Here is a 26,021-nt window from a genome sequence, read left to right as displayed (position 1 = left end):
TCCCGGACGGCCGCCGGAACGGTGCTCCGTATCCTGGCCGGATGCTCGAACCCGCGCTGCTGCCGACTCCCCTGACGGACTGCCCCGACGAGGCACTGGCCCGGGCGGGCGTGGAGCTGCGGCTCAAGCGGGACGACCTGGCGCATCCGCTGGTGCCGGGGAACAAGTGGCGCAAGCTGGCGCCGAACCTGGCGGCGGCCGTCGAGCGCGGCGACACCCGGCTGCTGACCTTCGGCGGGGCGTACTCGACGCACCTGCGGGCGGTCGCGGTGGCCGCCGGCACGCTCGGGCTGGAGAGCGTCGGGTTGGTCCGGGGAGAGGAACTGGCCGACGCGCCGCGGAACTGGTCGCTGCGGGCCGCGGAGGCGGCCGGGATGGAGCTGGTGTTCCTGTCCCGGGCGGAGTACCGGGAGACGGCCGGGCGCTGCGAGTCGGACCCGGCGGTGGCGGCCGGGCTGCGGCGGCGCTGGGGGCCGTGCCTGGTGCTGCCCGAGGGCGGGTCGAACGCCCTGGCGGCCCGCGGGGCGGCGGCGGTCGCGGCGGAGCTGACCGACCTCGGCGAGCGGGACGTGGTCTGCGTCCCGGTCGGCACCGGCGGCACGCTGGCCGGGATCGCGGCCGGACTGCCGCCGGGGGCGCGGGCGCTCGGGGTGGCGGTGCTGCGGGGCGGGGAGGGCTATCTGGAGGGCGAGGTGGCCCGGCTCCACCGGGAGGCGTACGGGCGGGAGTTCGGCGGCTGGCGGATCGACCACGACCACCACGGGGGCGGGTACGGGCGGGTGCCGGCCGCGCTGGAGGAGTTCGCGGCCGGCTTCGGGCAGCGGCACGGCGTCGCGCTGGAGCGGCGCTACGTGGCCAAGCTGCTGGCCGCCCTGTACGACCTGGCGGAGGCCGGGGCCTTCCCGCCCGGGACCAGGCTGACGGCCGTGGTCACCGGGCTCCCCGACCCGGTGGAAGCACCGTAGCGGCCCGGTCGGAGCCCCCGCCGGAGTCCCGGTCGGAGCCCCCCGGTCGGGGCCCGGTCGGGGAGGTCCGACCGGGGCTCCCGGCCGGAGGCTCAGCCGAAGGTGAGGTCGGAGCAGGGGTCGAGGTCGGCGCCGCGGGTGTTCTCGGTGATGCCGCTGGGGACGCTGGTCGGCGCCGGGGCGCTGGGGGTCGCGGCCGGGCCGCCGCCGGCGGTGCCGGCCGGGCGGTAGTCGCGGCCGAGGATCACGGTGACCCCCTCGGAGCCGGGCTCCTCGACCAGCCGGGCCTCCGGGAAGAGCGGTGCCAGCTGGTCGGCCGCGGACTTGAACAGCGGGTCGTAGGAGATCTCGGTGCGCAGCCGGCCGCCCTGGGTCGGGCCGAGCTCGACGTTCCGGAACCCCTTGGCGCGGATCGCCTCGGAGCCCTTGCCGGCCAGCCCCGGGGTGCCGACGCCGTTGATCACGGTGACGGGCGCGTCCGCCTCCGCGGGCGAGAGCGGGGTGGCGGCCGCGGCGGGGGAGGCCGGGGCGGTGGCGGGGGAGGCCGGGGCGGTTGCGTCCGCGGCGGGGGAGGCCGGGTCGGAGGGCGAGGGGGTCGGCGTGCCGGTCGAGGGGTCGGCGACCTGTCCCGTGGTCTGCCCGTCCAGGGTGCGGTCCTCGCGCAGCAGCTGCCAGAGGGTGTCCACGTCGGGGCGGACGAGGTCGATCCGGCCCGACTGCTTGGTGGAGAACCGCCAGGGGGCGGTGACGAAGGTGATGTCGGCGAGCTTGATGTGCTGCAGCGACTGCGCGAAGTCGACCAGCTTCATCGCGGTGCCCAGGCCCTCGTCCACGGTGAGCGAGCGGGTGGCCGCGTCGGCCAGCGGGAGCAGGGTGGGCAGCGAGAAGCCGAGGCCCTGGATCTTGCGGATCATCGAGGAGAGGAAGGCCTGCTGGCGCTTCATCCGCCCGATGTCGGAGTTGTCGCCGAAGCCGTAGCGGGCCCGCAGGTAGTCCACGGCCGGCTGGCCGGAGATCTTCTGCATGCCCTTCTTGAGCTTGATGTCGTGCGAGTTGACGTCGTTGGGTATGCAGACGTCGACGCCGTTGATCGCCTCGGTCATCGCGGCGACGCCCTTGAAGTCGACCACGATGGTGTGGTCGATCCGCAGGCCGGTCATGGCCTCGACGGTGTTCTGGGTGCAGGCCGGGTTCCCGTTGGGGGACACGCCGATGGTGAAGGCCTCGTTGAACATCTGGTTGGTCCGCGGCGCCGTCCAGCTGCCGTTCGGCAGCCGGCAGGACGGGATGGTCACCAGGGCGTCGCGGGGTATGGAGACGCCGACGGCGTGCTTCTTGTCCGCGTAGATGTGCAGCAGGATCGTGGTGTCGGAGTGGCCGACGCCGAGGTCGCCGCCGCCGAGGTCGTCGTTGCCGTCGTTGCGGGTGTCCGAGCCGAGCAGCAGGACGTTGACCGGGACGGCGGCGCCCGGGGTGGCGGGGACGGCCGCGGGCGGGCGCTCGGTGGCGACGCCGCCCGGGTCGAAGGTGGTGATGTTGCTGTCCAGCCGGTGGTAGAACCAGGCGCCGGCACCCGCTACGGTCAGCACCAGGACGGCGGTGAGGCCTATCGCGGTCCGTATGATGCGTCGGCGGCGCGAGCTGCTGCTCATCCTCCCCGTCCCCCCGTTTGACGTTCGTGGTTCCCACCCGCACCGTCCGCTTGGCGGACCGGTGCCCGGTCTTCGAACGTTAGACGTTTCGGGGGAGTGTTCGGTTACCTCCGATCCGCGGCCAATTCGGCCGGACCGGCCGTTGGGCCTGTGATGCTGCTCACGCGCCGGGGCCGGCGGCGCCCGTCAGCATGCGGCGGAGCAGGTCGCGCAGCTGGGTGCGCTCCTCGGGGCCGAGCGCGGCGAGCGGCTCGCGGGCGAAGTTGAGCGACTCGCGGAGCTCCTCGGAGGCGGTGGCGCCGGTTCCGGTGGCGGCGACCAGCTTGACCCGGCGGTCCTGCTGGTCGGCCTGCCTGGTCACGAAGCCGCGCGACTCCAGCCGGTCGACGATGCCGGTGATGTTGGACGGCTCGCAGCTGAGCGTCTGGGCGATCTGGCGCATGGGCATCGGCCCGCGCCGCAGCAGTGCGAGGACCTTGGCCTGCGCTCCGGTGAGCGAGCGGGCGGCGGCGGCCTCCTCGTACTCGCGGTGGAAGAGCGCGACCAGATTGGCCATCAGGTCGACGACCTCACGGGTGATCTCGTCGGGCTGCGGCGCGGCGGCCCGGGTCGGCTGGGTATCCATGACGACAGTCTACCTGAAAAGTTGACAACATGAACCTTTCATGTCCATTGTTACTTCACTGACTCAACCTTTCATGTAGGGAGTACTCCGATGGCCGCCGAGCAGGAAGCGCCCGCCACCGCCCGCGAGTGGCACCTCGCCGCCCGCCCCCAGGGCTGGCCGGTCCCGACCGACTTCGCGCTGGTCGAGGCGCCCGTCCGACGCCCCGGTCCGGGCGAGATCCTGGTCCGCAACACGTACCTGTCGGTCGACCCGTACATGCGGGGCCGGATGAACGACGTGAAGTCCTACGTCCCGCCGTTCCGGCTCGGCGAGGCCATGGACGGCGGCGCCGTCGGCTACGTGGTCGCCTCCGAGGCGGAGGGCTTCGCCCCGGGCGACGCCGTGCTGCACGGGCTCGGCTGGCGCGAGTACGCGACCCTGCCGGCCCAGCGCGCGGTCAAGGTGGACCCGTCCGTCGCGCCGCTCTCCGCCTACCTCGGCGTGCTCGGCATGACCGGCCTCACCGCGTACGCCGGCCTGCTCGCGGTCGGCGGCCTCAAGGAGGGCGACCGGGTCTTCGTCTCGGGCGCGGCCGGCGCGGTCGGCTCGGTGGTCGGCCAGATCGCCAGGCTCAAGGGCGCCTCGCTGGTCGTCGGCTCGGCCGGCTCGGCGGAGAAGGTCGCCAAGCTGGTCGACGAGTACGGCTTCGACGCCGCCTTCAACTACAAGGACGCCCCCGTCCGCGAGCAGCTCGCGGAGGTCGCGCCCGAGGGCATCGACCTCTACTTCGACAACGTCGGCGGCGATCACCTGGAGGCCGCGATCGGCGCGCTCGGCGTGCACGGCCGGGCCGTGCTCTGCGGGGCCATCGCCCAGTACAACGACACCACCGCCCCGGCCGGCCCGCGCAACCTGGCGCTGGCGATCGGCAAGCGGCTGCGCCTGGAGGGCATGCTGGTGGGCGACCACGCCGCGCTGCAGCCGCAGTTCGTCGCCGAGGTCGCCGGCTGGCTGAAGGACGGCAGCCTGCGCAACGAGGAGACCGTGGTCGACGGCTTCGAGCACACCGCGGAGGCCTTCCTGGACCTGCTGCGCGGGGCCAACACCGGCAAGATGGTGGTCCGGCTGGACACCTGACGCCGCGTCGGCCGCGACCTGGGGAAACCCGCGCCCGCGCCGCACCCGCTCCGCCCCGCCGCCCGCCGGAACCCCGGCCGGGCGCGCGGGGCGGTTTGCGTACCCGGCGGAGGGGATCCGGCCGCACTACCGCATTCCGGCCGGATCCGAAAGTGCGTCATCCATGGTGCGGGGCGGCGCGGTACGGTGGTCCCGCCTGGCGATGGGGCCGTTCGGGGGAGAGATCCGACCGAGGGGTGGACCTCGTTGAGGATTCGACTAGCATTGAGCGAAAGCCTGTCCGTTTTGCTCAATTTAGTGGCTTAATGTCGGCTAACGTGGGTAACTGTGGATCAACCGCAGGCACGAACGCGAGGCAGCTGGGGAAGGCGACCCTCGTCCACAGCCTGGAGGTCCCGGTGACGACACGTGGAGTCCTGTACGTCCACTCCGCGCCCCGCGCGCTGTGCCCGCACGTCGAGTGGGCCGTCGCGGGGGTGCTCGGTGTGCGGGTGAGCCTGGACTGGATCCGCCAGCCGGCCGCGCCCGGACACTGGCGCGCCGAGCTCTCCTGGCAGGGTGAGCCCGGTACGGCCTCGAAGCTCGCCTCCGCGCTGCGCGGCTGGCAGCTGATGCGGTACGAGGTCACCAGCGAGCCCTGCGCCACGGCGGAGGGTGAGCGGTTCAGCAGCACGCCCTCGCTCGGCATCTTCCACGCGGTCACCGGCATCCACGGGGACATCCTGATCCCCGAGGACCGGCTCCGCGCCGTCCTGCTGCGCGCCCGCAGCGAGGGGGCGGACCTGGAGGCCGAGATCGCGATGCTGCTCGGCAAGCCCTGGGACGACGAGCTGGAGCCCTTCCGGTACGCCGGCGAGGGCGCTCCGGTGCGCTGGCTGCACCAGGTCGTCTGAGGCGCCGTCACCGGACCGCCGCCCGGCCGCGCCGCCCGGCCGCGCCGGCCGGTCGCGCCGAAGGGGCGGGTACCCACCAGGTGGGTACCCGCCCCTTCGGCGTGCCGGGCGTCAGCGGGTGCGGAAGGCCAGCACCACGTTGTGGCCGCCGAAGCCGAACGAGTTGTTCAGCGCGGCGATCCGGCCCTCGGGCAGCTTGCGGGCCTCGCGGACGATGTCCGCGTCCACGTCGTCGTCCAGCTCGTCGACGTTGATGGTCGGCGGGGCGATCCGGTGGTACAGGGCCTGCACGGTGGCGACGGTCTCGATGCCGCCGGCGCCGCCCAGCAGGTGACCGGTCATCGACTTGGTGGCCGAGACGGCGATGTGGTCCAGCTCCCCGCCCAGCTCCTTGCGGAGCGCCTTCAGCTCGGCGGTGTCACCCTGCGGGGTCGAGGTGGCGTGCGCGTTGACGTGCACGATCTCGGACTTGTCCAGGTCGTTGCGCTCGAACAGGTCGGCCAGCGCGCGGGCCACCCCGGCGCCGGTCGGCTCGGGCTGGGCGATGTGGTGGGCGTCCGAGGACAGGCCCTGGCCGACCGCCTCGCAGTAGATCCGGGCACCGCGGGCCTCGGCGTGCTCGACCGACTCCAGCACGACCACGCCGGCGCCCTCGCCCAGCACGAAGCCGTCCCGGCCCTTGTCGTACGGGCGCGAGGCGCGCTGGGGCTCGTCGTTGTTCTTGGACATCGCCATCATGTTGGCGAACGCGGCGATCGGCAGCGGGTGGATCGCCGCCTCGGTGCCGCCGGCCACCACGACGTCGGCGCGGCCGGTGCGGATCATCTCGATCGCGTAGCCGATCGCCTCGGCGCCGGAGGCACAGGCGGAGACGGGGGTGTGCACACCCGCGCGGGCGCCGACCTCCAGGCCGACGTTGGCCGCCGGGGAGTTGGGCATCAGCATCGGGACGGTGTGCGGGGAGACCTTGCGGGAGCCCTTCTCCTTCAGCACGTCGTACTGGTCGAGCAGGGTGGTCACGCCGCCGATGCCGGAGGCGATCACCGCGCCCAGGCGCTCGGGGGCCAGCTTGGACGACTCGTCGGTGGCGGGGGTCTCGTAGCCGGCGTCGGCCCAGGCCTCGCGGGCGGCGATCAGGGCGAACTGGGCCGAACGGTCCAGCTTGCGGGCGAGCGGGCGGGGGAGGATCTCACCGGGCTCGACGGCGGTGCGCGCCGCGATCCGGACGGGCAGGTCGGCGGCCCACTCCTCGGTCAGGGCAGCCACTCCGGAGCGCCCGGCGACCAGGTTCTCCCACGTGGTGGCGGCGTCGCCGCCCAGCGGCGTGAAGGCGCCGATACCCGTGACGACCACGGTACGGTTTTCAACGGTCACTGGATCTTCTTCTCTCACATCGTGCGGGGGGCGGTCGGCGGCGGCCGAAGGTGAGCCCGGCCGGGCGCCCGGTGGGGCGTCCCGGCCGGCGGGTCGGCCGACTCGGGGAGAGTCGGCCGATGTCAGGCGTCGAACGAGTCGACCGCTCAGGCGTTGGTGAGGATGTAGTTCACCGCGTCGCCGACGGTCTTCAGGTTCTTGACCTCGTCGTCCGGGATCTTGACGTCGAAGCGCTCCTCGGCGGCCACGACGACCTCGACCATGGACAGCGAGTCGACGTCCAGGTCGTCGGTGAAGGACTTGTCGAGCTCGACGTCCTCGGTCGGGATGCCGGCGATCTCGTTGACGATCTCGGCGAGACCTTCCAGGACCTCGTCCTTGGTAGCCATACTGGCTGCTCCTCTTCGGTGTTGAATGCGGCCGCCCGGCGGACGGACGCAGGCTTGCGGATGGTTCGGGCGGAAAACGCCTAGGGGAGCGTAACGACTGCCGCGGCGTAGACGAGACCCGCCCCGAACCCGATGATCAGTGCGAGGTCGCCGCTCCGGGCCTCGCCGCTCTCCAGCATGCGCTCCATCGCCAGGGGGATGGAGGCCGCCGAGGTGTTGCCGGTCTCCGCGATGTCGCGGGCCACCGGCACGGACTCGGGGAGCTTCAGGGTCTTGATCATGGTGTCGGTGATGCGCATGTTGGCCTGGTGCGGGATGAACGCGCCGAGCTGGTCGGCGGTGATCCCGGCGGCGTCCAGCGCCTGCTGGGCCACCTTGGCCATCTCCCAGACCGCCCAGCGGAAGACCGACTGACCCTCCATCCGGAGGGCCGGCCACTTGGTCTCCTCGCCCGCGCCGTTGACGGCGCCCTCCTTGGCGAAGGCGGTGTCCCAGGCCGCGGTCTGCGAGATGACGTCCTTCTGCGAGCCGTCCGAGCCCCAGATGACCTTGCCGATGCCGGGCGTGTCGGACGGGCCGACGATCGCGGCGCCGGCGCCGTCACCGAAGATGAACGCGGTCGAGCGGTCCGACTGGTCGGTCAGGTCGCTGAGCCGCTCCACGCCGATCACCAGCACGTACTCGGCGCTGCCGCCGCGGACCATGCCGTCGGCCAGGCCCAGGCCGTAGCCGAAGCCGGCGCAGGCCGCCGAGATGTCGAAGGCCGGGGCGGTGCCGCAACCGAGCCGCTCGGCGATCTCGGTGGCGATGGCCGGGGTCTGCTTGAGGTGCGAGACGGTCGCGACGATCACGCCGCCGATCCGGTCCGGGGAGATCCCGGCCTGGGCGATCGCCTTGCCGGCCGCCTGCACCGACATCTCGGCGACGCTCTCCTCCGGGCCGGCCCAGCGGCGCTCGGCGATCCCGCTGCGGGTGCGGATCCACTCGTCCGACGAGTCGATCCAGGTCAGCACCTCGGCGTTGGGGATCACCCGGACCGGCCGGTAGCCGCCGACCCCGTGGATGCGCGAGTACTGCGCACCGGTGACCGGGCGGATCTGGGGGGTGTTGCTCATGCCTGCTGCTCCTGCTCCTGACCACTGTCCTCCCGGCCCGGGCCGGCGTGCTCGGCGATGAGCGCGCGGGCCTTGTCCAGGTCGGCAGGGGTCTTGAGGGCAAGCGACGCCACGCCCTTGAGGTTGCGCTTGACCAGTCCGGTGAGGGTGCCCGCCGGGGCGAGCTCGATGACGGCGGTCGCGCCCAGCTGCTGCAGGGTCTCCATGCAGAGGTCCCAGCGGACCGGGTTGGAGACCTGCGACACCAGGCGGCGCAGCAGCTCGTCGCCGGAGGCGACGACCTCGCCGTCCTGGTTGGAGACGTACGCGATCCGCGGGTCGGCGACCGGGAGGGTCGGGGCCAGCTTGGCGAGCCGCTCGACGCCCGGCGCCATGTGGGTGGTGTGGAACGCGCCGGCCACCTTGAGGGCGACCAGCCGGGCCCCGGCCGGCGGGTCCTCCCGCAGGGCGTCCAGCTGCGGCAGCGTGCCCGCCGCGACGATCTGGCCGCCGCCGTTGTTGTTGGCCGCGGTCAGGCCGTGCTCGGCCAGCTTGGCGGCGACGACCTCCGGGTCGCCGCCCAGCAGGGCGGCCATCCCGGTCTCGGTGGCGGCGGCGGCCTCGGCCATGGCCAGGCTGCGTTCGCGCACGAAGGTCAGGGCGTCGTGGGCGGTCAGCGCCCCGGCGAAGGCGGCGGCGGTGATCTCGCCGACGCTGTGGCCGGCCACGGCGCCGACCGGTGCGGTGGCGGTGTCCCCGTCCGGGAACAGCACGCCGGCGGTCACCAGGCCGGCTGCCACCAGCAGCGGCTGGGCGACGGCGGTGTCCTTGATCTCCTCGGCGGACGCCTCGGTGCCCGCGTGCACCAGGTCGAGCCCGGCGACCTCCGACCAGCCGCGGAGGCGGTCGGCGACACCGTCGAGCTCCAGCCAGGGGCTGAGGAAACCGGGGGTCTGAGCACCCTGTCCAGGGGCGACGATTACGAGCACGGTTCAACCCTCTCTCGCCGAGCGCCCGGGGGCGGGTAGGCGACGGTAACGAAGAAAAGCATCCCGGATTGTAAGGTCCCTACATCGAGCTCAGCTGGACTCCCCGGCGGCCGTGAGCCTTCCCAGCGCCAGTGCGATACGCAGGGTGAACGCCGAACGTACGTCGGAGGGAGCGTAGCCCGTGACGTCGGTCACACGTCGAAGCCGGTAGCGCACCGTGTTCGGGTGGACGAAGAGCATCCGGGCCGCGCCTTCGAGTGAGGAGGCCTGTTCCAGATAGACACTCAAGGTCTCCAGGAGTGCCGACCCGGCTTCGTCGAGCGGTGTGTAGATCTCCTCCACCAGCTGGCGGCGGGCCGCCTGGTCGCCGGCCAGCGCCCGCTCGGGCAGCAGGTCGTCGGCCAGCACCGGGCGCGGTGCGTCCGGCCAGGCCGCGCAGGCCCGCAGGCCGGCCGCCGCGGCGTGCGCCGAGCGGGTCGCCGACAGCAGGTCCGGCACGGTCGGGCCGACCACCACCGGGCCCGCGGCGAACTGGCCGATCAGTGCCCGGGCCGCGTGCACCGGCTCCTTGTCGCCGCCGACCACCACCACCAGGCGCTTGCCCAGCACCCCGGTCAGCACGTGCAGCTTGGCGTACCGGGCGGCCCGGCGGATCGCCTCGACCACCAGCTCGCTGTCGCCGTCCGGAGCCGAGCCCATCACCACCCGGACCTGGCTGGGCTGGCCCCAGCCGAGGGCGGCGGCGCGCGAGAGCACGCCCTCGTCGGCGTCCCCGGAGAGCAGCGAGTTGACCACCAGCGCCTCCAGGCGGGCGTCCCAGGCACCCCGGGCCTCGGCGGCCTGGGCGTACACCTGGGCGGTGGCGAAGGCGATCTCCCGGGCGTAGACCAGGACCGACTCGCGCATGTCCGCCTCGTCGCCGGGGGAGGCCACCTCCTCGATGGCCTCCTCCATCACCTCGATCGTGGTGCGGATCAGCTCGACGGTCTGGCGCAGGGTGATCGCCCTGGTCAGCTCGCGCGGCGCGGTGCCGAAGACGTCGGTGGAGATCGCCTGCGGGGCGTCCGGCTTGCGGTACCACTCGGTGAAGGCGGCGATACCGGCCTGGGCGACCAGGCCGATCCAGGAGCGGTGCTCCGGCGGCATCCGCCGGTACCAGCCGAGCTGGTCGTCCATCCGCGCGATCGCGGCGGAGGCCAGTTTGCCCGAGGACTTCTCCAGTCGCTTGAGCGTCGCGGCCCGGCGCTCCGCGCGCTCGGCGGCGAGCTTGCGCTCCTGCGCGGTCAGGCGCGGAGCCGCGCGGCCCGGCCGGTCTCTCCCGGCGCCGGGTGTCGGAGTCTTCCCGTTCTTGTCGGGCTTGGCGGTCGGATCGCTCTTGGAGTTCGCGGAAGCGGCTGGCACAAGGACAAGACTGCCTCACCGGAGTGACTGCTTGTGCACGCCCCCCGGCGGAGCGGCACGGCGGCAGCCGCCCACCCGCTACCGTGGGGCCGTGACCGACGCCCCCGCCCGCCCGCGCGCCGATCTGCGCCGAACCGCCGAACGCTACCTCTCCACCCCCGCCGAGGGCGTCGAGACCAGGCACGCCTTCTCCTTCTCCGGGCACTACGACCCGAAGAACACCCACTTCGGCGCGCTGCTCGCCTGCAACGAGGAACTGCTCGCCCCCGGCGCCGGGTTCGACGAGCACAAGCACCGGGACACCGAGATCCTCACCTGGGTGCTGGAGGGCGCGCTGGCCCACCGGGACTCCCGGGGGCACGGCGGCGTCGTCCGCCCCGGCATGGTCCAGCACCTGAGCGCGGGCGCCGGCGTCACCCACACCGAGCGGAACGTCGGCGGCGCCGAGGGCCCGGTCCGGTTCGTGCAGATGTGGCTCCAGCCGGACGCCTTCGACGCGCCCCCGTCGTACGGGCTGCGCCGGGTGGAACCGGCCGACGGCGGGTTGACGCTGCTCGCCTCCGGGCTGGCGCGGGACGCCGGGACGGACGCGCTGCGGCTGCGGCGCAGTGACGCCGCGCTCTGGCTGGTGACCGCCGGGCCCTGGCAGCCGCTGCCCGAACTCCCGGCCGCCGCCTGGCGGTACGCGCACCTGACGGCCGGCTCGCTCGGCTACCGGACGGTGCCCGGGCCGCAGGGCGGCGGCCGCTCGATGGAGCCCGGCGACAGCGTGCGGATCACCGGGAACGCCTTCGCCGCGCCGACGGCCGGCGGGACCGGCGCCGAGCTGCTCCTCTGGGAGATGCACTCGCCGGTCTCGTACGGCTGAGCGGGCGCGGAGCCCGGGCGGGCGGCTCCTAGGGCCTAGAGCTCGGCGAGCACGGCGTCGCCGAGCACCGGCCAGACCTCGGCGGCCCACGGCCCGAAGTCCCGGTCGGTGAGCGCGATGCAGGCCGCGCCGGCCTCCGGGTCGACCCACAGGAAGGTGCCGGACTGGCCGAAGTGGCCGAAGGTGGCGGGGGAGTTGGCGGTGCCGGTCCAGTGCGGCGCCTTGCCGTCCCGGATCTCGAAGCCCAGGCCCCAGTCGTTCGGCCGGCGGTGCCCGTAGCCGGGCAGCACGCCGCTCGTCCCGGGGAAGGCGACCTCGCGGGTGGCGGCGCGCAGCGTTGACGGGTCCAGCAGCTTGGGCGACTGGAGCTCGGCCGCGAACAGCGTCAGGTCGGCGACGGTGGAGAGCCCGCCGGCGCCGGCCGGGGTCCGGTGCGCGGTGTTGATCAGCGTCGAGCGCATGCCGAGCGGCTCGAAGACGGCCTCCGCCGCGTACCGGCCGAACTCGATGCCGGCGGCCTGCTGGAGGGTCTGCGCCAGCACGTCGAAGCCGGCGTTGGAGTAGAGCCGGCGGTTGCCGGGGGCGGCCATCACCTTGTGCTCGTCGAAGGCCAGGCCCGAGGTGTGGGCCAGCAGGTGGCGCACGGTCGAGCCCTCCGGCCCGGCCGGGTCGTCCAGCTCGAAGACGCCCTCCTCCACGGCGACCAGCACGGCGTACGAGGTGAGCAGCTTGGTCACCGACGCCAGCGGGAACAGGTGGTCCTGCGGCCCGTGCGCGCCCAGTACCGCGCCGTCCGCACCCCGCACCACGGCCGCCGCCGCGTTCGGCACCGGCCAGTCCTCGATCTTCCGCAAGCTCTCCATGGGCCCGACTCTAACGGGGAGGCCGGTGCCGCCGGGATGGCAGGCTTGTCCGGAGTGCATTCCAGGCCGTCGGCGCCGACGGCCCCGTACGCCACCGGGGGTTCCACCATGGCCATGCCCGCTCCGATCGAGCTCGACCTGCGCACCTGCTCCGACGTGTTCCGCACGCCGGTCGGCGAGCCGGACCGGACGCCGCGGCACACCATCGGCGAGGTGGCGGTGGCCAGCGGGCTGACCGCCCACACCTTGCGCTGGTACGAGCGGATCGGCCTGCTCGACCCGGTGGACCGCTCCGCCTCCGGCCAGCGCCGGTACAGCGACGCCGATCTGCACCGGCTGGCCTTCCTGGGCCGGCTGCGGCTGACCGGGATGACGGTGGCCGGGATGCTGCAGTACGTGGAGCTGGCCCGCGCGGGCGACCGGACCATGGAGGACCGGCGCGACCTGCTGCTCGCCCACCGGGAGGAGGTGCGGCAGCAGGTCGCGGACCTGCACGCGACCCTGGCCGTGCTCGACCACAAGATCGAGCTGTACGCCGGGCGGATCGCGGGGAGCGGCCCGGCGCGGTAGCCCGGGCGCCCGGCCCGCCGCGGGGGCGGCCGGCCGGTCAGACCTCGCGGCCGAGGAAGGCGGCGAGCCTGGTGTACGGGTCGGCGTCGGCCGGGGCGGGCCGGGCCGGGCCGAACGGGGCGCCCTCGCGCGGGCCGGCCGGCAGCACGGCCTCGGCGATCGCCAGCGCGGTCTCGGCCAGCCGCTCGTCCAGCGGGACGGTGCTGCCGAGCGCCCGGGCGATGTCCCAGCCGTGGGTGACGGTCTCCAGGACGTAGCCGCCCACGGCGGCCCGGCCCGGCACCTCGCCCCAGGGCGCGGCGGCCGGGAGGTCCAGCCTGGCGTCGTCGGCCCAGGCGGCGGTCACCCGGGCCCGGGCCCGGTCGAGGGCGGCCGGCCAGGCGTCGTCGGCCAGTTCGCCGGTCATCGCCGCGACGTCCTCGCTGCGGCCGCCCTCGCCCATGTACGCGAGCCGGTGGACGCCGCCGACCACGTGGCCGAGCAGGGTCCGCAGGTCGTACTCGGTGCACGGGGTGGGCCGGTCGAGGGTCTCCGGTCCGGCCTCGGCGATCAGCTTCTCCAGCTGGCCGAGGGCGAGCAGGTACTGCGGGCGCGGGTCCTGGGTGGTGTCCACGGTGTCCATGCGGGATCAACTCCATCGGTACGGAGGGTTTTTCGTCTCGGGAGGCAATCTCCCGGTAAAACCTGACATCCGGCGTCAGGTTTTCTGCGATCCTCGTCCCCATGAAGGCCGACCGCCTGCTCTCGATCCTGCTGCTGCTCCAGACCCGCGGCCGGGTGCCCGCCACCGAACTGGCCGAACGGCTGGAGGTGTCGGTCCGCACCATCTACCGCGACGTCGAGGCGCTCTCCACGGCGGGCGTTCCGGTGTACACCGAGCGCGGCCGGCACGGCGGCATCAGTCTGCTGCCCGGCTACCGCACCGACGTCAGCGGGCTGACCGCCGACGAGGCCCGCGCGCTGTTCGTGCTCTCGGCCCAGGGCGCGCACACCGACCTCGGACTGGACGGCGCGCTCGGCTCCGCGCTGCGCAAGGTGATGGCCGCGCTGCCCGCCCCGCACCGCCCGGGCGCCGAGCGGATCAGCGAACGCATCCTGGTCGACCCGGCGCGCTGGCTGCAGGCCGGCGCCCCGCCCGGGCCGGACCTCGGCGAGCTCCAGTACGCCGTCTTCGCCGACCGCCGCCTGCTGCTGCGCTACCGGCACAGCGGCACGCCCGGCCCGGTGGAGTACACCGTCGACCCGTACGGCCTGGTCAGCAAGGCAGCCGTCTGGTACCTGGTGGCCGATCTGCAGGGCGAGCCGCGGCTGTTCCGGGCCGACCGGGTGCTGTACGCCGAGACGTCCGAGGAACCGGTGCGCCGCCGGCCGGGGCTGGGGCTGGGCGAGGTCTGGGCCGTGCTGCGCGAGCAGGTGGAGCGGCTGCCCAAGGAGGTGCGGGTCGCGGTGCGGGTCCGGCGCGGTCGGCTGGACATGTTCGTCCGGATCCACGGCGGCCGGCTCGCCGCCCCGCCGCCCGGCTCCGGCGGCGGGGCTCCGGAGGACTGGGTCGAGCTCGCGCTGGGCTTCCAGTCGCTGCCGGCGGTCCGCGCGCTGCTCGCCTTCGGCGCGGACGCCGAGGTGCTCTCCCCGCCGTCCGCCCGCCGGGAGATGGCCCGGGCGGCCGCCGAGGCGGCCAGGCTCTACCAGGACGCGCGCTGACGCTCCTGCGGCCGCACCCGCCCCGCCGGCTCCGGCGGCCGTCCGGCCGACCGGTGCCGACCCGGCCGCAGGCCCTGAACGCACCGAAGGCCCTGAACGCACCGCAGGCCCTGACTGCACCGAAGGCCCTGAACGCACCGCAGGCCCCGGCGGTCCGTCAGGCCTCGGGGGCCGGGCGGACCACGTCCTGGTAGGTGCCGAGCGCGACGGCCGCGAAGTTGTGCAGGCTGTCGGTGCCGGTGGCGAAGTAGCCGTTGTGGCCGGAGGAACGGGCCGAGGACACCTGCTCGGAGCCGAAGTCCGCCGAGGTCGGGTCGGCGCCGTGGCCGAGCCCGCCGAACTCCAGGTACGGCACGTTGCCGATCCAGTCGCTCTCGTTGCGGGTGGCCCAGACGTGCACGCCGTCGCCCAGCTCCGAGGTGCTCTCCACGCCCATGCCCGGGGAGCCGAAGACCACCAGGTCGGTGATCCCGGAGGTGTCGGACGGCGAGGCGGCGGCCCGGGGGATGTCCGGTGCGGCGGTGCCGCAGACCACCGATCCGTAGGAGTGGCAGAACAGCGCCGGCGGCGCCTCCGGCCGGGTGGTCTCCCGGAGCCCGGCGAGCAGCCGCCGCAGCCGGGGGGCCCCGACGTCGGCGAGCCGGGAGGTGACGGCGTCCGGGCCGAGGCCGGACGGGGTGACGTAGCCGGTCCACGCGACCACCGCGGTGTGCGAGCCCGGGGACTGCCGGCGCTCCTCCGCGTACAGCGCGCGGGCCATCCCGGCGGGGGAGCGGAGCGGCTCGACGGCCTGGTCGAAGTGGCCGAGGTCGGCGTCCGAACCGGGGACGATCACGGCGACCCGGTCGGCCGAGGAGAGGTCGCCCCAGACCTCGGTGAGCAGGCCGCGGCCGCGCGGGTCGAAGGCGAGGATCTGCCGCCCGGCGGCGAGCAGGCTCTCGACGTCGTTGGCCCGGGAGACCGCCAGCGCGTGCAGGTCGGAGTCGAGCTTCGGGTCGGCGGCCCGGGCCCGGGCGCGGTCACGCTCGGCGGCCAGCGCCACCCGGTTGGCCCGGTAGCGCAGCGCGAGCGGGGCGCCGTCGAAGTTGCCGACCACCAGCGGGTACGCCTCGACCAGCCGGTTCAGCTCGGCCGGGGTGAGGCGGGCGAAGAACTCGGCCGCGGCGGCCGGCGTGGTGGTGGCCGGGTCGGGCAGGTCCTGCCCGTACGAGTGGTCCTCGACCCAGGCGGCACTGCCGGCCGGGGGCGTGGAGATAGCCAACTGCTCGGTGGCGGCGGCGGCCTGGGCGGCCGCCGCACCCGCGTCGGCGAGGACCGCGCAGCCCGCGAAGGCGCCGATCAGGACATGCTTCCACCGCCGACGGCGCATCGCCTCAACTCCCTGAGAGTCCCGTCACCGATCCGCGGACGGGGCCCGGAGGGTGGTACGACTGCCAACTTCCCAGCGCAAGCCTAGGGGCCGGGGGGAGAACTGGGCGCACCTTAAACTGTGGGATGGATCACATGAACCGGAGGTGACCGAATGGGCGTCACCCGTTAGGGCTGCGCCCCGCTCCACGGGTCGGCTTCACCCGTCCGAACTCCGCGACCCCCGGTTTCCGCGCCGGCGCCGTACCGGCGTCCCGCCCCGCGTCGAACTCCCGGACCAGCTGCTTCGGTGCGGTGCGCCGCCAGGCCTCGGTCAGCAGGTCCTGCAGCTCGTCCCCGTCGACCAGGTCCAGCCGGACGCTCACCCAGCCGTGCTGGCCGACGTACGGGGCGTAGGAGAAGACCTCAGGCTCGGCGGCGAGCAGCTCGGCCTGGTCCGCCCGGGAGGCCTTCACGGTGACGGAGTCGCCGTCCGGGGAGCCCATCGCGAAGATCTTCGCGCCCACCCGCAGGGTCTCGATCTCCCAGGTGGGCTGCTGCGCGGCCTGCGGCAGGGCGAGGGCCATCGCCCGGAACTCGTCGAAGGTCACCATGGCGGCAGCGTAGGGCAGGGGTACGACAGTCCGCCCCCGGCGCCGGAGGGCGCGGGGGCGGACCGGGTGCTGCCGGGTGCCGTCCGGGGCGGGCCGGTCAGCTCAGCGAGTTCCAGGCGGAGCAGGAGCGGTCGCCGCTGACCAGGCGGTCCGGGTGGCCGCTGCCGTCGGCCACCGAGATCCGGCGGTAGTTCTCGCCGTGGAACACCCAGTACTCGCTCTTCCCGCCGACCCGCTGGCAGTCCGGCACGGGCAGGAAGCAGTCCACCGTGCCGACGCCGTTCAGCGAGCCCCACTGGGAGAGTTCGCGGTCGGTGCGCTCCAGCACGTCGGTGTGCGCGGCGCCGTCCGCCACCGAGATCAGCCGGTACTGCTGGCGGCCGCCGGTGGTGTGGAAGCACCAGTACCAGCTCTTCCCGCCGACCCGCTGCTGGTCGGGCACCGGGAGGAAGCAGTCGACCCGGCCGACGCCCTTGAGCGAACCCCAGGGGGTGAGGTCGCGGTCCGGGCGCTCCAGCGTGCCGGTGTGGGTGCTGCCGCAGGTGATCGAGACGGCCCGGTACTGCTGACGGCCGCCGGTGGTGTGGAAGCACCAGTACCAGCTCTTGCCACCGGGGTTCTGCAGGTCGGGCATCGGCAGGACGCAGTCGATCCGGTCGACGCCCTGGAAACACGAGTGGCTGCTCAGCCCGCTGTCGCCCTTGACCACCCGGTCGGTGTGGGCGGTGCCGTCGGCGACCGAGATCTTCCGGTAGCGGTCGCCGTGGCAGGCCCAGAACTGGCTCTGCCCGCCGCGCCGCCACTGGTCCGGGACGGCGATGATCTCGTCGCACGGGTAGGCCCGGCCGGCCTGCGGGGTGGTCTGGCCGCCCTGCTGGGTCTGGGTCTGGCCCTGGCTCCCGCTCTGGCCCTGCCCCTGGCTGCCGTTCTGACTCTGGCTGCCGTTCTGGCCCTGGCCGGTGAGCCGCCCGTCGCAGAGCGCCTTCAGGGTGCTGATCGACGGCGCGAACGCGTAGACCGAGCCCTGGGTCTGGACGAACTGCTGGAAGCTCAGCGGCGTGTGCCTGACCGCACCGTCCACGCCCCGGCTCTCGAAGTCGACCAGGTCGGCCTCCTGGGTCACCGGGTCCTTGCCGGGCTCCGGGTTGCGGCCGGGCGGGAAGTCCGGCTGATCCATCCAGTCGGCCTGGATGAACTCGAACTGCCGGGCGATGTCGGCCTGGTAGCAGACGAAGAGCAGGCCGCGCGGGTCGTCCGGGCCGCCCGGGCCCTCGGAGGCCGGGTCGAACGGGTGCCCGTACGGCGCGCCGCGGCGGATGATCCGGCGGCCGTCCAGGACCTTGGCGTCGAACGGCGGCGAGCTCGGGTCGGGCGCCTGCAGACCGGCCCGCGGGCTGGTCTTGCGCAGGTGCGAGAACAGCGGGGTGGCCAGGCCCTCCAGGTCGTCCCGGAAGTCGAAGTCGTTGTCCGACGAGGCCGCCGGGTCGTTCGGGACGTCCCGGTCCTGGTGCTTGCAGACCGGCGCGCCGGACCGCCAGCGGCCGACCAGCCGGGCGGCCAGCCACTCGGCGGTGGCGGACTCCGGGACGGCCTTGGCCTGCTTGAGCTCCTTCAGCTTGACCGAGACCTGGGCCCACCAGCCGGGCACGTCCTGGGACAGCCGGCGGACCACCTGGAAGGAGCCGTTGCGGGCCCAGTCGGGGAACTCGGTGGCGCTGCCGGGGGCCGGCTGCTCGCCGACGACGAACTCGCCGGCCGGGACGATCCGGGTGCCCGGGTGGCCCTCGACCTCCTCGGGCCGGTTGGGGTCGGGCCGGTCGAAGAAGCGGACGCCGGGCTCGCTGATGCCGTCCTTGAAGCCGAAGTGCTCCTTGCCCCGCCGACTGCCCTTCAGGGTCTGGGCGTTCTGTTGGAACACGATCACGATCCGGTCGGCGGCGGCCGCCTCGCGCTGCGCCTCGACGGTGGTCCTCAGGTCCTCCTCGGTGTCCGAGGCGATCGTCAGCACCGCGTGCACCGGCTGGCTCCTGCCGTTGCCGAAGAGCCAGTTCTCCGGGGAGTTGTCGCCGGTGTCGCCGAGCGCGCCGGCCCGCTTGGCCGAGCCCTCCTTGAACGCCTCCAGGCCGCTGCCGGGCGGCGGGGGCTGCGGGAACGGGTCGGTGGCGGACAGCTGGCGCATGCCCTCGTAGGTCAGGCCGAGGCCCAGCCAGGTGGCCTTGAGCGTCCTCGGGTCGTCACCGCCCGAGGACTTGCGGGCCTCGCTGAACGCCGCGTTGAAGTCGGCGACCTGGCGGGTGGTGGCGATCTGCGGGGCGAGCCGGCGCAGCCAGTCGCGGGCCCGGGCGGCGTCCTCGAACTTGAGGAACAGCAGGGAGACGTTGTCCTTCTTGAAGCCGGCGATGATGTCGCCCTGGATCTCGTCGCTCTCGCGCAGCCGCAGATCCGTCGGGGTGGTCATGGGGGTGTTCTCCTCGTCGTGCGTGGGGGAGGGGGCGGGGCCGGGTCAGGCCGAGGAGCTGAGCTGCACCCACTTGGCGACGGAGGGCACGCCCTGGTCGTTGAGCAGGAAGAGCATGTACCAGCCGGGCGGCGCGGCCTTGGCGTCCGGCGGGGCCTGGAGCTCCAGGCGGTTGCCGGCCCGGCTGCTGAGCCGCAGTTCGAGGTGGCGCTGGCTGGTGTTGACCGAGTGGGTGGCGGTGGTCGGCGAGAGCAGCACGGCCTTGGAGACGAGCCCGGGGGTCGTGGTGGTGACGAGGAAGTTCTTGTCGTAGCCGATCGGGGTGGTCGGGGCCCGCTCGATCGACGGGCGGTTGCCCTGGTGGAGGTAGGCAGGCTCGTAGATCTCGATGCTGCCGTTCATGTCGTCCTTGATGTCCGGGTCGTTGGCGAGCTGCTGGAGCTCGTCGCCGGTCACCATGATCCGTCCGTCGGGCATCACCACGGCGTTGGAGTGGTAGCCGCGCGGCAGCCGCTGGACGGGGCCGAGCTTCCAGTTGCCCTGTGCGTCGCGCAGCTCGGTCTGCCGGTACTTGAGGTCGGCGTTCGGGTTGTACGGGCCGTTGCCGTAGTCGCGGATGTCGTACGCGCCGTTGACGGTCAGCAGGCTGCCGTTGGGCAGCAGCAGGGTGTCGTCCTGGGTGCGGCCGAAGGCGCGGGACTTCTCGGCGGTCCAGTTGCCGTTGGAGAAGCGCAGGGTGCTCGGGTTGTCCCGGTCGCCGCCGAGGACCAGGGCGGAGTCCGGGCCGTTCGGGCCGCCGGGGAGGGGGACGGCCGAGCCGTAGTTGCGCTTGCGGCCGTCCGGGCGGGCCAGCAGGTCGCGGCGGGTCTCGTTGACCGGGTCGAAGGCCCACTGCTCGGCCGGCTGGCGGCCGAAGGCGTAGACGTCGCCGTCGCGCAGCGAGAACAGGTGCGGGTAGTCGAGGCTGAACGGGGCGTCGGCCTTGAACCGGTCGACCGGGGTGTTCGTCGGGGTCTCGGTCTTGAGCGAGGGCACCGGGTAGGTCTTGGCCGGGAACCGCTCGACCACCGGCGTCGGGGTGCCCCAGCCCAGTTCGGACTGGCCGGACATGATCAGCTGCCGGCCGTCCGCGCCGGTGACCACCGACGGGTACCAGCGGCCGACCGACATGTCGGGGTTGCGGGTCCAGGTCTCGGTCCAGGGGTCGAAGATCAGCGACAGCTTGGCGCCGGTGCCGCCGTTGCCGCCGAGGTTGCCGCCGAAGACGCCGAGCATGCCGTTGGGGAGGAAGGAGTGGCCGGCGCAGAAGAACGGTGCCGGGCGCGGCTCGCTGAGGCCGTCCGGCATGTCGATCACCGGCGGGGTGGCCCTGGTGAACGAGTCGGGGCCGGAGCCCTTGGCCGGGTCCCAGAGGAAGGCGCGGCCGGCGTTCTCCTTGCCGGTGGTCTGGGTGGGGGCGGGCTCCTTCTCCGGGTTGGTCTCGATCCGTTCGAAGGAGAACAGCAGCACCTTGCCGGTCGGCAGCATGGCGATGTGGGCGGCGAAGTCGGGGGAGGGGAAGTACTCCTTGAACGCGCCGAAGACGGTCGGGTCGAAGCCGGCGTTGATGCTCGTCTGGGAGTCCGTCAGGGCCTTGAGGCGGTTGGTGCGGGTGGTCTGCGGGTAGTCGCCGATGCCGCGCATGGCCGCCCGCGCGCTGGCGTGCTCCTCGGCGTGCTCCTGGCCGAGCGCGGCGACCTCGTCGTCCCGCAGTTCGGCCTGGACCCGGGGGTCGGCGATCCGCGGGGCGGTGCCGGCGGCGGCGTCGGCCCCGGCCGGGTCGTGGTGGTCGGAGCCGTGGGTGCCGACCAGGGCGCCGGCCGGGCCGGCGGCGGCGAGGACGGTGCCGGCGGTCAGCGCGCAGACCACGGCGGTGGCGACGGCGGTGGCGAGTCGGCGGTGGGCCCGGGGCCGGTCGGCGGGCCGCGGTGGGGACGGGGACATGGAACTCCTCGGAGGGTGGGGGCGTCCGGTGTGGGGGCATCGGGGTCGAACGGTGCGGGCGGACGGGCCGTGGGCGGGCGCGGGCGCACCGATGGTCGCCGACCGTCACAGAACATCACAGTGCGTGGTGGTTCGCATGCGGATGCACTGCGTTCGGCGGGCGGGTGCCGAAGGCGGGTGACGGCGCGCCACCAGTCGGCGGGTGACGGAGTGCCAGCGGTGGGTGGGTGACGGTGAGCCACCGGTGGGCCGGGGACGGGGCGCCGTACGCGGAAGGGGCGCGAGCCAGTCGGCCCGCGCCCCGCCTTCGCCTCGACTGCCGGGGTGCTCAGACCACGCCCAGCGCGTACGCGGCGAAGAACGCCGCCCCCGCTCCGGCCACCGCCTTGGCGGGCCGCGAGAAGGCCGTCCACGGCCCGTCGAACCGCCGGGTGAACCACCCGATCCCGACCAGCACGGCGCCGAACAGCGGCAGCAGCGCCAGCCGGACGGCCACCCAGCCGAGCGAGTCCGGCGCCACGGTCAGCCCCGGCACCTCGCCCAGGGCGGCCGCACCCGGCACCGCGACGGCCAGCATGGCGCTCTGGTGCCAGCAGAAGATCGTCATCGCCGACAGGTTGACCGCGACCACCGGCAGCCACAGCAGCGGACGGCGGGTCAGCAGCCGGCCGAGCCGCTCGCGCAGCAGCACCGCGGCGCCGCACTGCACCGAGGCCAGCGCCAGCACCAGCAGGGACGGTGGGTGGGAGTTGGTCCGCTCGGCGCCGGGGACGCCGACCATGCTGGCCGGGTAGTTCCAGAACAGCAGCAGCGCGGCGAACAGCGCGCCGCCGCCGAGCAGCAGCAGGCGGGCGGCCGGGCGGCCCAGCCGGCCGCGCGCCCAGAGCACACCGAGCTGGTAGCCGAACAGCCAGCCCGGCAGGATGTTCAGCAGCCCGACCCAGGACGGCACCGCCTCGGCCCACGGCCCGTACCGGAGCAGGTCGACGAGGGCGACGGCGGCCAGGAGGACGCCCGCCGACCAGCCGCCCAGCCGGCGGGCGGCGGCCACGCAGAGCGGGGTGAGCGCGGTCAGCCCCAGGTAGACGCCGATGTACCAGAGCGGCTGCACCACCAGCGTCGACCCGGTCCGCACCGTGTCGGCGGGGACGCCGAGGTGCGGCAGCAGCGGGATCAGCAGGGCCCAGACGGCCGTCACCCCGAGCACCGGGCGGAGCAGCCGGACCGCCCGGCCGCGCAGCCAGCGGCCCTGGCCGACGCCCTTGGCGCGGGCCCGCTCCAGCGAGCGCACCGAGGAGAACCCGCCGACCAGGAAGAACACGCCGAGCATCTGGAGCAGCCAGCTGGCCGGGGCGAAGAACCCGAGCGCCGGGGAGGAGAGCGGGCTGGCGTTGTGCAGCGCGCCGTCGGGGGAGAGGGTGAATCCGCCGAGCAGCCAGTGGCCGACCGGGACGGCGAGCAGGGCGAGTGCGCGCAGGCCGTCGAGGGCCCGGTCGCGGGTCCCGGGGGTGCGGGCGTCCACCTGGTGGGCGGCCCGTCGGAGGGCGGTGAGCGGGCTGGGCATGACGGGGTCTCCGTTCGCGGGTATGGCGGAGCGGTGGGCGGGGGAGCGGGGCGGGGGAGCGGGAGGTGCCGGGCGGGGCGGTCGGCGGCGCGCGGGGTCGGCGGCCGGTGGCCGGGTCAGCGGCCGAGCGCGACGTCGGCGAAGGCGGTCAGCGAGGCGGTGCCCGGGGCGAAGTAGCCGGTGTGGCCGTGCGAGCCGGTGGCCGGCAGCGGGCGGGCGCCGAACCCCCGGCCGGTCGGGTCGGCGCCGTGGCCGAGGCCGAGGAGCCGGACGAACGGCACGTGGCCGATCCAGTCCGAGCCGTTCCGCTCGGCGGCCCAGAGCGGCACCCGCGGATCCAGGTCGGCGGCCGAGTCGACGCCCAGCCCCGGCGAGCCGAGCACCACCACGCCGGAGGACTGCTCCGGCCCCGGCCGGGCCAGCCCGCAGACCACCGAGCCGTAGCTGTGGCAGAACACCGTGGCCGGCGCGGCGGGGCGGGTGGTGGCGGCGAGCCCGTCGAGCAGCCTGGTCAGCCGCTCGGCGCCGGCCTCGGCCAGCGTCTCGGTGGCGGCGTCCGGGCCCACCCCGACCGGGGTGGTGTAGCCGGCCCAGGCGATCACGGCGGTCCGCCCGCCGGTGGCCCCGTACAGCGCGCGGGCCATTCCGGCCGGGGTGCCGTACGGGTCGCCGGCGCGGTCGAAGGTGTGCAGGTCGATGTCGGAACCGGGGACGACGACCGCGGTCCGGCCGGCGGCGGCCAGGTCGCCGTACACCTCGGCGATCTGGCCCCGGCCCCGCGGGTCGAAGGCGAGGAACTGCCGGCCGCCCCGCCGCGCCCCGTCGAGCAGGGTGCGGTACCGGTCGGCGCGCTGCCGGGCGGCGGCCTGGTCCTGCGGGGTGAGCGAGGGGTCGGCGGCGCGGGCCAGTTCACGCCCGAGCTCCTCGGCCAGCGCCGACTCGTTGGCCCGGTAGCGGAGCCGGACCGGCGCGCCGTCGAGGTTGCCGACCACCAGCGGGTGGCGGACCGCCAGGGCGTCCCGGGCGGCGGCCGGCAGCCGGTCGAAGAAGGCGGCCACCTCGGCGGGGGCGGCGGTGGCCGGGTCGGGCAGCCGCAGGCCGAGGGTGGTGTCCGCGGTCCAGGCGGCCGCGCCGGGCGGCGGCCCGGTCACCGCGTGCTGGCCGTCGGCGGCGGCCCAGCCGCCCGCTCCGAGCACGGCGGCCAGCGCCAGGCCGGCGGCGGCGACCGTCCGCCGGATCCGCCGGGGCCGCCGCTCGGTGCGCTGCCGGGTGCGCCGCTGCGTGGGCTGCTGCCGCATGTCCGTTCTCTCCCTCGTCCGTTCGGCTTCGACGGGGAGGACGGTAGGAACGCGACGGCCCCGCGGACGTCACTCCGCGGGGCCAACTCCCGGGTGCTACCCGGGTATCACTGGGGTTTTCCCCACCGTGGGGGCTGGGGGACGCCTTACTGGCCGGGCGCCACCAGGCCGGACTCGTAGGCGAGGACGACCGCCTGGGCGCGGTCGCGCAGGTCGAGCTTGGCCAGGATGCGGCCGATGTGGGTCTTGACGGTCTGTTCGGCGAGCACCAGCCGGGCGGCGATCTCCTGGTTGGACAGGCCGCGGGCGATCAGCTCCAGCACCTCGGTCTCACGCGGGGTCAGCCCGTTGAGCCGCAGCTTCGGGTCGCGGCGCTTGACGGGCCGGGTCCGGGCGAAGTCCTCGATCAGCCGGCGGGTCACCGAGGGGGCGAGCAGCGCCTCGCCGGCCGCGACCACCCGGACGGCGGCGATCAGGTCGGCCGGGGGCGCGTCCTTGAGCAGGAACCCGCTGGCCCCGGCCCGCAGCGCCTCGTAGACGTAGTCGTCGACGTCGAAGGTGGTGAGCATCAGCACCTTCGGGCGGTGCGCGCCGGGCACGGCCGGGTCGAGCAGCCGGCGGGCCGCCTCCAGGCCGTCCATCACGGGCATCCGGACGTCCATCAGCACCACGTCGGGGTGGGTGCGGCCGGTCACCTCCAGGGCCTGCGCGCCGTCCGCCGCGTCCCCCACCACGTCGATGTCGCTCTGGGCGTTGAGCAGGGCGGCGAAGCCCGCCCGCACCATCGCCTGGTCGTCGACGATGATCACGCGGATGGTCATGCGGTGGTCTCCCGGTCGTCGTCCGGCCGCTCCTACGGCCGGGCCGGCGGAGTGCCGGTGGATCGAGTATCCGACAGGCCGTCGAGCGGCAGGACGGCGGCCACCTTGAAGCCGCCGTCCGGCAGCGGACCGGTGTCCAGCCGGCCGTCCAGCAGCCGGACCCGCTCGCGCATGCCGACCAGTCCATGGCCGGTGCCCTCGACCGAGGCCTCCAGCGACTCCGTCCGCTCGGGTGGGGCCGCGTTCACCACCGTGACCAGCAGGGACGCGTCCGCGACGGTCAGCGAGACCCACGCGCCGGCGCCCGGGGCGTGCCGGACCACGTTGGCCAGCGCCTCCTGGACGATCCGGTAGACGGAGAGGTCGACGGCCGCCGGCAGCTCGTCGGCCAGGTCGGCGTCGACCGTCAGCTCCGCGGCCACCCCCGCCCGGCGGACCGTCTCGACCAGCTGGGTGAGCTGGCCGACCCCCGGCTGCGGGGCCTTCTCGGTGCTCGACTCCTCGCTGCGCAGCACGCCGAGCAGCCGCCGCATCTCGGCCAGCGACTCGCGCGCGGTGCCGGCGATCGCGGTGAACTCCTCGGCGGCGTCGGCCGGGACGCCGGATATCCGGTAGGGCGCGCTGGCCGCCTGCACGGCGATCACCGACATGTGGTGGGCGACCACGTCGTGCAGCTCCCGGGCGATCCGGGCGCGCTCCTCCAGCAGGGTCCGCCGCTCGCGTTCGGCCTCGCTGATGTGCTCCTGCTCGGCGAGCAGCCGCCGGGCCTCGGCCCGGTCCCGGACCGACCAGCCGAGCAGCAGCACGGCGCCGCTGAGCGCGACCAGCAGCACGGTGGTGCCGTCGCCGCCGCGCGGCAGCCCGAGGGTGAGCGTGAGGCCGGTGAGCAGCACGGTGGCGACCCAGACCGCGACCAGGGTGGCCCGGCTCTCCCGCAGGGCGAGCGCCAGCAGCAGGAAGAGGTAGGCCAGGATCATCGGGGCCGTCCACGGCCAGGTGCCGCCGGTGTGGTCGTGCCGTGCGGTGACGGCGGCGGTGGCGACCAGGGCGGCGGCGCCGATCCACCAGGCGGCCAGCGGGCGGGTGACCGCCAGCAGCAGCGGGGCGGTCTGGGCGACGGTGAGCGCGGCGGCGACCGGCAGGGCCACGCCGAAGGCGTCGGCCAGGACGGTGATCCCGGTGGGGATCAGCGAGGCCAGGAGGGTGAGGGCGACCAGGTACGGCAGGCGCCGGACCCAGCGGCGCGGGGAGTCGCCGAACAGGGGGGTGTGCCCTCCGGTGGGCGTGCTGAGGTGGTGCCGGAGCGTCCCGAGCAGGCGGAGGGCTGCGGTCCGGGAGGTGTCCTTGGTGAGCGTCTTCATCGCTGGCCAGCCTAGGAGCCGGTGCGCCGTCCGTCGTCGCACCGTGGGCAGAGCTTTCACCCCGTACCGGGG

Annotated in this window: 23 protein-coding genes; 6 read left to right on the top strand and 17 right to left on the bottom strand. The window is 74.4% G+C overall.

The window, feature by feature from the left end; translation table 11 throughout:
• Nucleotides 1-41: 41 nt before the first annotated feature.
• A complete protein-coding gene (locus AC067J_RS02940; RefSeq protein WP_478296181.1) occupies nucleotides 42-965 on the top strand; it encodes a 1-aminocyclopropane-1-carboxylate deaminase/D-cysteine desulfhydrase in 924 nt (307 codons plus the stop codon).
• Between the two features lie 92 nt (nucleotides 966-1,057).
• Here AC067J_RS02940 and AC067J_RS02935 read toward each other — a convergent pair whose 3' ends face one another.
• On the bottom strand, nucleotides 1,058-2,617 hold the full coding sequence (locus tag AC067J_RS02935) for an LCP family protein (RefSeq protein WP_478296180.1): 1,560 nt from the start codon (nucleotides 2,615-2,617) through the stop codon (nucleotides 1,058-1,060).
• Between the two features lie 160 nt (nucleotides 2,618-2,777).
• A complete protein-coding gene (locus AC067J_RS02930; RefSeq protein ID WP_478296179.1) occupies nucleotides 2,778-3,242 on the bottom strand; it encodes a MarR family winged helix-turn-helix transcriptional regulator in 465 nt (154 codons plus the stop codon).
• Nucleotides 3,243-3,332: 90 nt separating this feature from the next.
• On the opposite strand from AC067J_RS02930, the gene AC067J_RS02925 reads away from it, so the two are divergent.
• Together AC067J_RS02925 and AC067J_RS02920 are read left to right on the top strand one after the other, a co-directional pair.
• Nucleotides 3,333-4,361: an NADP-dependent oxidoreductase gene (locus AC067J_RS02925; protein ID WP_478296178.1), complete on the top strand. Its 1,029-nt coding sequence runs from the start codon at nucleotides 3,333-3,335 to the stop codon at nucleotides 4,359-4,361.
• 398 nt (nucleotides 4,362-4,759) lie between these two features.
• On the top strand, nucleotides 4,760-5,254 hold the full coding sequence (locus AC067J_RS02920; RefSeq protein WP_478296177.1) for a DUF3145 domain-containing protein: 495 nt from the start codon (nucleotides 4,760-4,762) through the stop codon (nucleotides 5,252-5,254).
• A gap of 111 nt (nucleotides 5,255-5,365) precedes the next feature.
• Here AC067J_RS02920 and fabF read toward each other — a convergent pair whose 3' ends face one another.
• From fabF to AC067J_RS02895, 5 genes are all read right to left on the bottom strand, one after another.
• Nucleotides 5,366-6,628 (bottom strand): beta-ketoacyl-ACP synthase II, encoded by a 1,263-nt coding sequence (gene fabF, locus AC067J_RS02915; RefSeq protein WP_478296176.1) that lies wholly within the window; start codon nucleotides 6,626-6,628, stop codon nucleotides 5,366-5,368.
• Between the two features lie 146 nt (nucleotides 6,629-6,774).
• On the bottom strand, nucleotides 6,775-7,017 hold the full coding sequence (locus tag AC067J_RS02910; RefSeq protein ID WP_030310143.1) for an acyl carrier protein: 243 nt from the start codon (nucleotides 7,015-7,017) through the stop codon (nucleotides 6,775-6,777).
• A gap of 80 nt (nucleotides 7,018-7,097) precedes the next feature.
• A complete protein-coding gene (locus tag AC067J_RS02905; RefSeq protein ID WP_478296175.1) occupies nucleotides 7,098-8,132 on the bottom strand; it encodes a beta-ketoacyl-ACP synthase III in 1,035 nt (344 codons plus the stop codon).
• A complete protein-coding gene (locus AC067J_RS02900) occupies nucleotides 8,129-9,100 on the bottom strand; it encodes an ACP S-malonyltransferase (RefSeq protein ID WP_478296174.1) in 972 nt (323 codons plus the stop codon). Before AC067J_RS02900 ends, AC067J_RS02905 begins: the two co-directional genes overlap by 4 nt.
• A gap of 90 nt (nucleotides 9,101-9,190) precedes the next feature.
• Nucleotides 9,191-10,387 carry a PucR family transcriptional regulator gene (locus tag AC067J_RS02895; protein ID WP_478296362.1) on the bottom strand — a complete coding sequence of 399 codons (1,197 nt, stop codon included), beginning with the start codon at nucleotides 10,385-10,387 and terminating at the stop codon, nucleotides 9,191-9,193.
• A gap of 205 nt (nucleotides 10,388-10,592) precedes the next feature.
• Here AC067J_RS02895 and AC067J_RS02890 point away from each other — a divergent pair, with 205 nt between their 5' ends.
• Complete coding sequence (locus tag AC067J_RS02890; RefSeq protein ID WP_478296173.1) at nucleotides 10,593-11,369, top strand: pirin family protein; 777 nt, start codon at nucleotides 10,593-10,595, stop codon at nucleotides 11,367-11,369.
• Nucleotides 11,370-11,404: 35 nt separating this feature from the next.
• Here the strand turns inward: AC067J_RS02890 and AC067J_RS02885 are convergent, their stop codons facing one another.
• On the bottom strand, nucleotides 11,405-12,232 hold the full coding sequence (locus tag AC067J_RS02885; RefSeq protein ID WP_478296172.1) for a serine hydrolase domain-containing protein: 828 nt from the start codon (nucleotides 12,230-12,232) through the stop codon (nucleotides 11,405-11,407).
• Nucleotides 12,233-12,346: 114 nt separating this feature from the next.
• Here AC067J_RS02885 and AC067J_RS02880 point away from each other — a divergent pair, with 114 nt between their 5' ends.
• The gene (locus tag AC067J_RS02880) at nucleotides 12,347-12,802 is read left to right on the top strand and encodes a MerR family transcriptional regulator (protein ID WP_478296171.1); all 456 of its coding nucleotides are present in this window, start codon (nucleotides 12,347-12,349) and stop codon (nucleotides 12,800-12,802) included.
• Between the two features lie 37 nt (nucleotides 12,803-12,839).
• Here AC067J_RS02880 and AC067J_RS02875 read toward each other — a convergent pair whose 3' ends face one another.
• Nucleotides 12,840-13,424, bottom strand: coding sequence for a TIGR03086 family metal-binding protein (locus tag AC067J_RS02875; protein WP_478296170.1), 585 nt, complete (start codon nucleotides 13,422-13,424; stop codon nucleotides 12,840-12,842).
• A 101-nt stretch (nucleotides 13,425-13,525) separates the two neighbouring features.
• On the opposite strand from AC067J_RS02875, the gene AC067J_RS02870 reads away from it, so the two are divergent.
• Nucleotides 13,526-14,503, top strand: a complete 978-nt coding sequence (locus AC067J_RS02870) for a helix-turn-helix transcriptional regulator (RefSeq protein ID WP_478296169.1) — start codon at nucleotides 13,526-13,528, stop codon at nucleotides 14,501-14,503.
• 157 nt (nucleotides 14,504-14,660) lie between these two features.
• Here the strand turns inward: AC067J_RS02870 and AC067J_RS02865 are convergent, their stop codons facing one another.
• From AC067J_RS02865 to AC067J_RS02830, 8 genes are all read right to left on the bottom strand, one after another.
• Nucleotides 14,661-15,872, bottom strand: a complete 1,212-nt coding sequence (locus tag AC067J_RS02865; protein ID WP_478296168.1) for an alpha/beta hydrolase — start codon at nucleotides 15,870-15,872, stop codon at nucleotides 14,661-14,663.
• Between the two features lie 160 nt (nucleotides 15,873-16,032).
• Nucleotides 16,033-16,464, bottom strand: coding sequence for an MmcQ/YjbR family DNA-binding protein (locus AC067J_RS02860; protein WP_478296167.1), 432 nt, complete (start codon nucleotides 16,462-16,464; stop codon nucleotides 16,033-16,035).
• A gap of 97 nt (nucleotides 16,465-16,561) precedes the next feature.
• The gene (locus AC067J_RS02855) at nucleotides 16,562-18,922 is read right to left on the bottom strand and encodes a Dyp-type peroxidase (RefSeq protein ID WP_478296166.1); all 2,361 of its coding nucleotides are present in this window, start codon (nucleotides 18,920-18,922) and stop codon (nucleotides 16,562-16,564) included.
• Between the two features lie 45 nt (nucleotides 18,923-18,967).
• A complete protein-coding gene (locus tag AC067J_RS02850) occupies nucleotides 18,968-20,905 on the bottom strand; it encodes a galactose oxidase-like domain-containing protein (RefSeq protein WP_478296165.1) in 1,938 nt (645 codons plus the stop codon).
• 328 nt (nucleotides 20,906-21,233) lie between these two features.
• Nucleotides 21,234-22,469, bottom strand: coding sequence for an acyltransferase family protein (locus AC067J_RS02845; protein ID WP_478296164.1), 1,236 nt, complete (start codon nucleotides 22,467-22,469; stop codon nucleotides 21,234-21,236).
• A gap of 116 nt (nucleotides 22,470-22,585) precedes the next feature.
• Nucleotides 22,586-23,767, bottom strand: a complete 1,182-nt coding sequence (locus tag AC067J_RS02840; protein WP_478296163.1) for an alpha/beta hydrolase — start codon at nucleotides 23,765-23,767, stop codon at nucleotides 22,586-22,588.
• 146 nt (nucleotides 23,768-23,913) lie between these two features.
• A complete protein-coding gene (locus AC067J_RS02835) occupies nucleotides 23,914-24,588 on the bottom strand; it encodes a response regulator (protein WP_478296162.1) in 675 nt (224 codons plus the stop codon).
• Between the two features lie 32 nt (nucleotides 24,589-24,620).
• Complete coding sequence (locus AC067J_RS02830; protein ID WP_478296161.1) at nucleotides 24,621-25,949, bottom strand: sensor histidine kinase; 1,329 nt, start codon at nucleotides 25,947-25,949, stop codon at nucleotides 24,621-24,623.
• Between the last annotated feature and the right edge of the window lie 72 nt (nucleotides 25,950-26,021).

This window comes from Kitasatospora sp. NPDC042419, from assembly GCF_056437345.1.
The sequence above is the reverse complement of the archived record's forward strand: the minus strand, read 5'-3'. Positions and strand labels throughout refer to the sequence as shown.

What these genes read in the sequence shown, in the direction of transcription:
- AC067J_RS02875 (WP_478296170.1), bottom strand. Translation starts at nt 13,424, where the DNA reads ATGGACACCGTGGACACCACCCAGGACCCGCGCCCGCAGTACCTGCTC.
- AC067J_RS02925 (WP_478296178.1), top strand. Translation starts at nt 3,333, where the DNA reads ATGGCCGCCGAGCAGGAAGCGCCCGCCACCGCCCGCGAGTGGCACCTC.
- AC067J_RS02840 (WP_478296163.1), bottom strand. Translation starts at nt 23,767, where the DNA reads ATGCGGCAGCAGCCCACGCAGCGGCGCACCCGGCAGCGCACCGAGCGG.
- AC067J_RS02940 (WP_478296181.1), top strand. Translation starts at nt 42, where the DNA reads ATGCTCGAACCCGCGCTGCTGCCGACTCCCCTGACGGACTGCCCCGAC.
- AC067J_RS02860 (WP_478296167.1), bottom strand. Translation starts at nt 16,464, where the DNA reads ATGGTGACCTTCGACGAGTTCCGGGCGATGGCCCTCGCCCTGCCGCAG.
- AC067J_RS02905 (WP_478296175.1), bottom strand. Translation starts at nt 8,132, where the DNA reads ATGAGCAACACCCCCCAGATCCGCCCGGTCACCGGTGCGCAGTACTCG.
- AC067J_RS02930 (WP_478296179.1), bottom strand. Translation starts at nt 3,242, where the DNA reads ATGGATACCCAGCCGACCCGGGCCGCCGCGCCGCAGCCCGACGAGATC.
- AC067J_RS02885 (WP_478296172.1), bottom strand. Translation starts at nt 12,232, where the DNA reads ATGGAGAGCTTGCGGAAGATCGAGGACTGGCCGGTGCCGAACGCGGCG.
- AC067J_RS02835 (WP_478296162.1), bottom strand. Translation starts at nt 24,588, where the DNA reads ATGACCATCCGCGTGATCATCGTCGACGACCAGGCGATGGTGCGGGCG.
- AC067J_RS02910 (WP_030310143.1), bottom strand. Translation starts at nt 7,017, where the DNA reads ATGGCTACCAAGGACGAGGTCCTGGAAGGTCTCGCCGAGATCGTCAAC.
- AC067J_RS02870 (WP_478296169.1), top strand. Translation starts at nt 13,526, where the DNA reads ATGAAGGCCGACCGCCTGCTCTCGATCCTGCTGCTGCTCCAGACCCGC.
- AC067J_RS02880 (WP_478296171.1), top strand. Translation starts at nt 12,347, where the DNA reads ATGCCCGCTCCGATCGAGCTCGACCTGCGCACCTGCTCCGACGTGTTC.
- AC067J_RS02855 (WP_478296166.1), bottom strand. Translation starts at nt 18,922, where the DNA reads ATGACCACCCCGACGGATCTGCGGCTGCGCGAGAGCGACGAGATCCAG.
- AC067J_RS02850 (WP_478296165.1), bottom strand. Translation starts at nt 20,905, where the DNA reads ATGTCCCCGTCCCCACCGCGGCCCGCCGACCGGCCCCGGGCCCACCGC.
- AC067J_RS02935 (WP_478296180.1), bottom strand. Translation starts at nt 2,617, where the DNA reads ATGAGCAGCAGCTCGCGCCGCCGACGCATCATACGGACCGCGATAGGC.
- AC067J_RS02830 (WP_478296161.1), bottom strand. Translation starts at nt 25,949, where the DNA reads ATGAAGACGCTCACCAAGGACACCTCCCGGACCGCAGCCCTCCGCCTG.
- AC067J_RS02845 (WP_478296164.1), bottom strand. Translation starts at nt 22,469, where the DNA reads ATGCCCAGCCCGCTCACCGCCCTCCGACGGGCCGCCCACCAGGTGGAC.
- AC067J_RS02865 (WP_478296168.1), bottom strand. Translation starts at nt 15,872, where the DNA reads ATGCGCCGTCGGCGGTGGAAGCATGTCCTGATCGGCGCCTTCGCGGGC.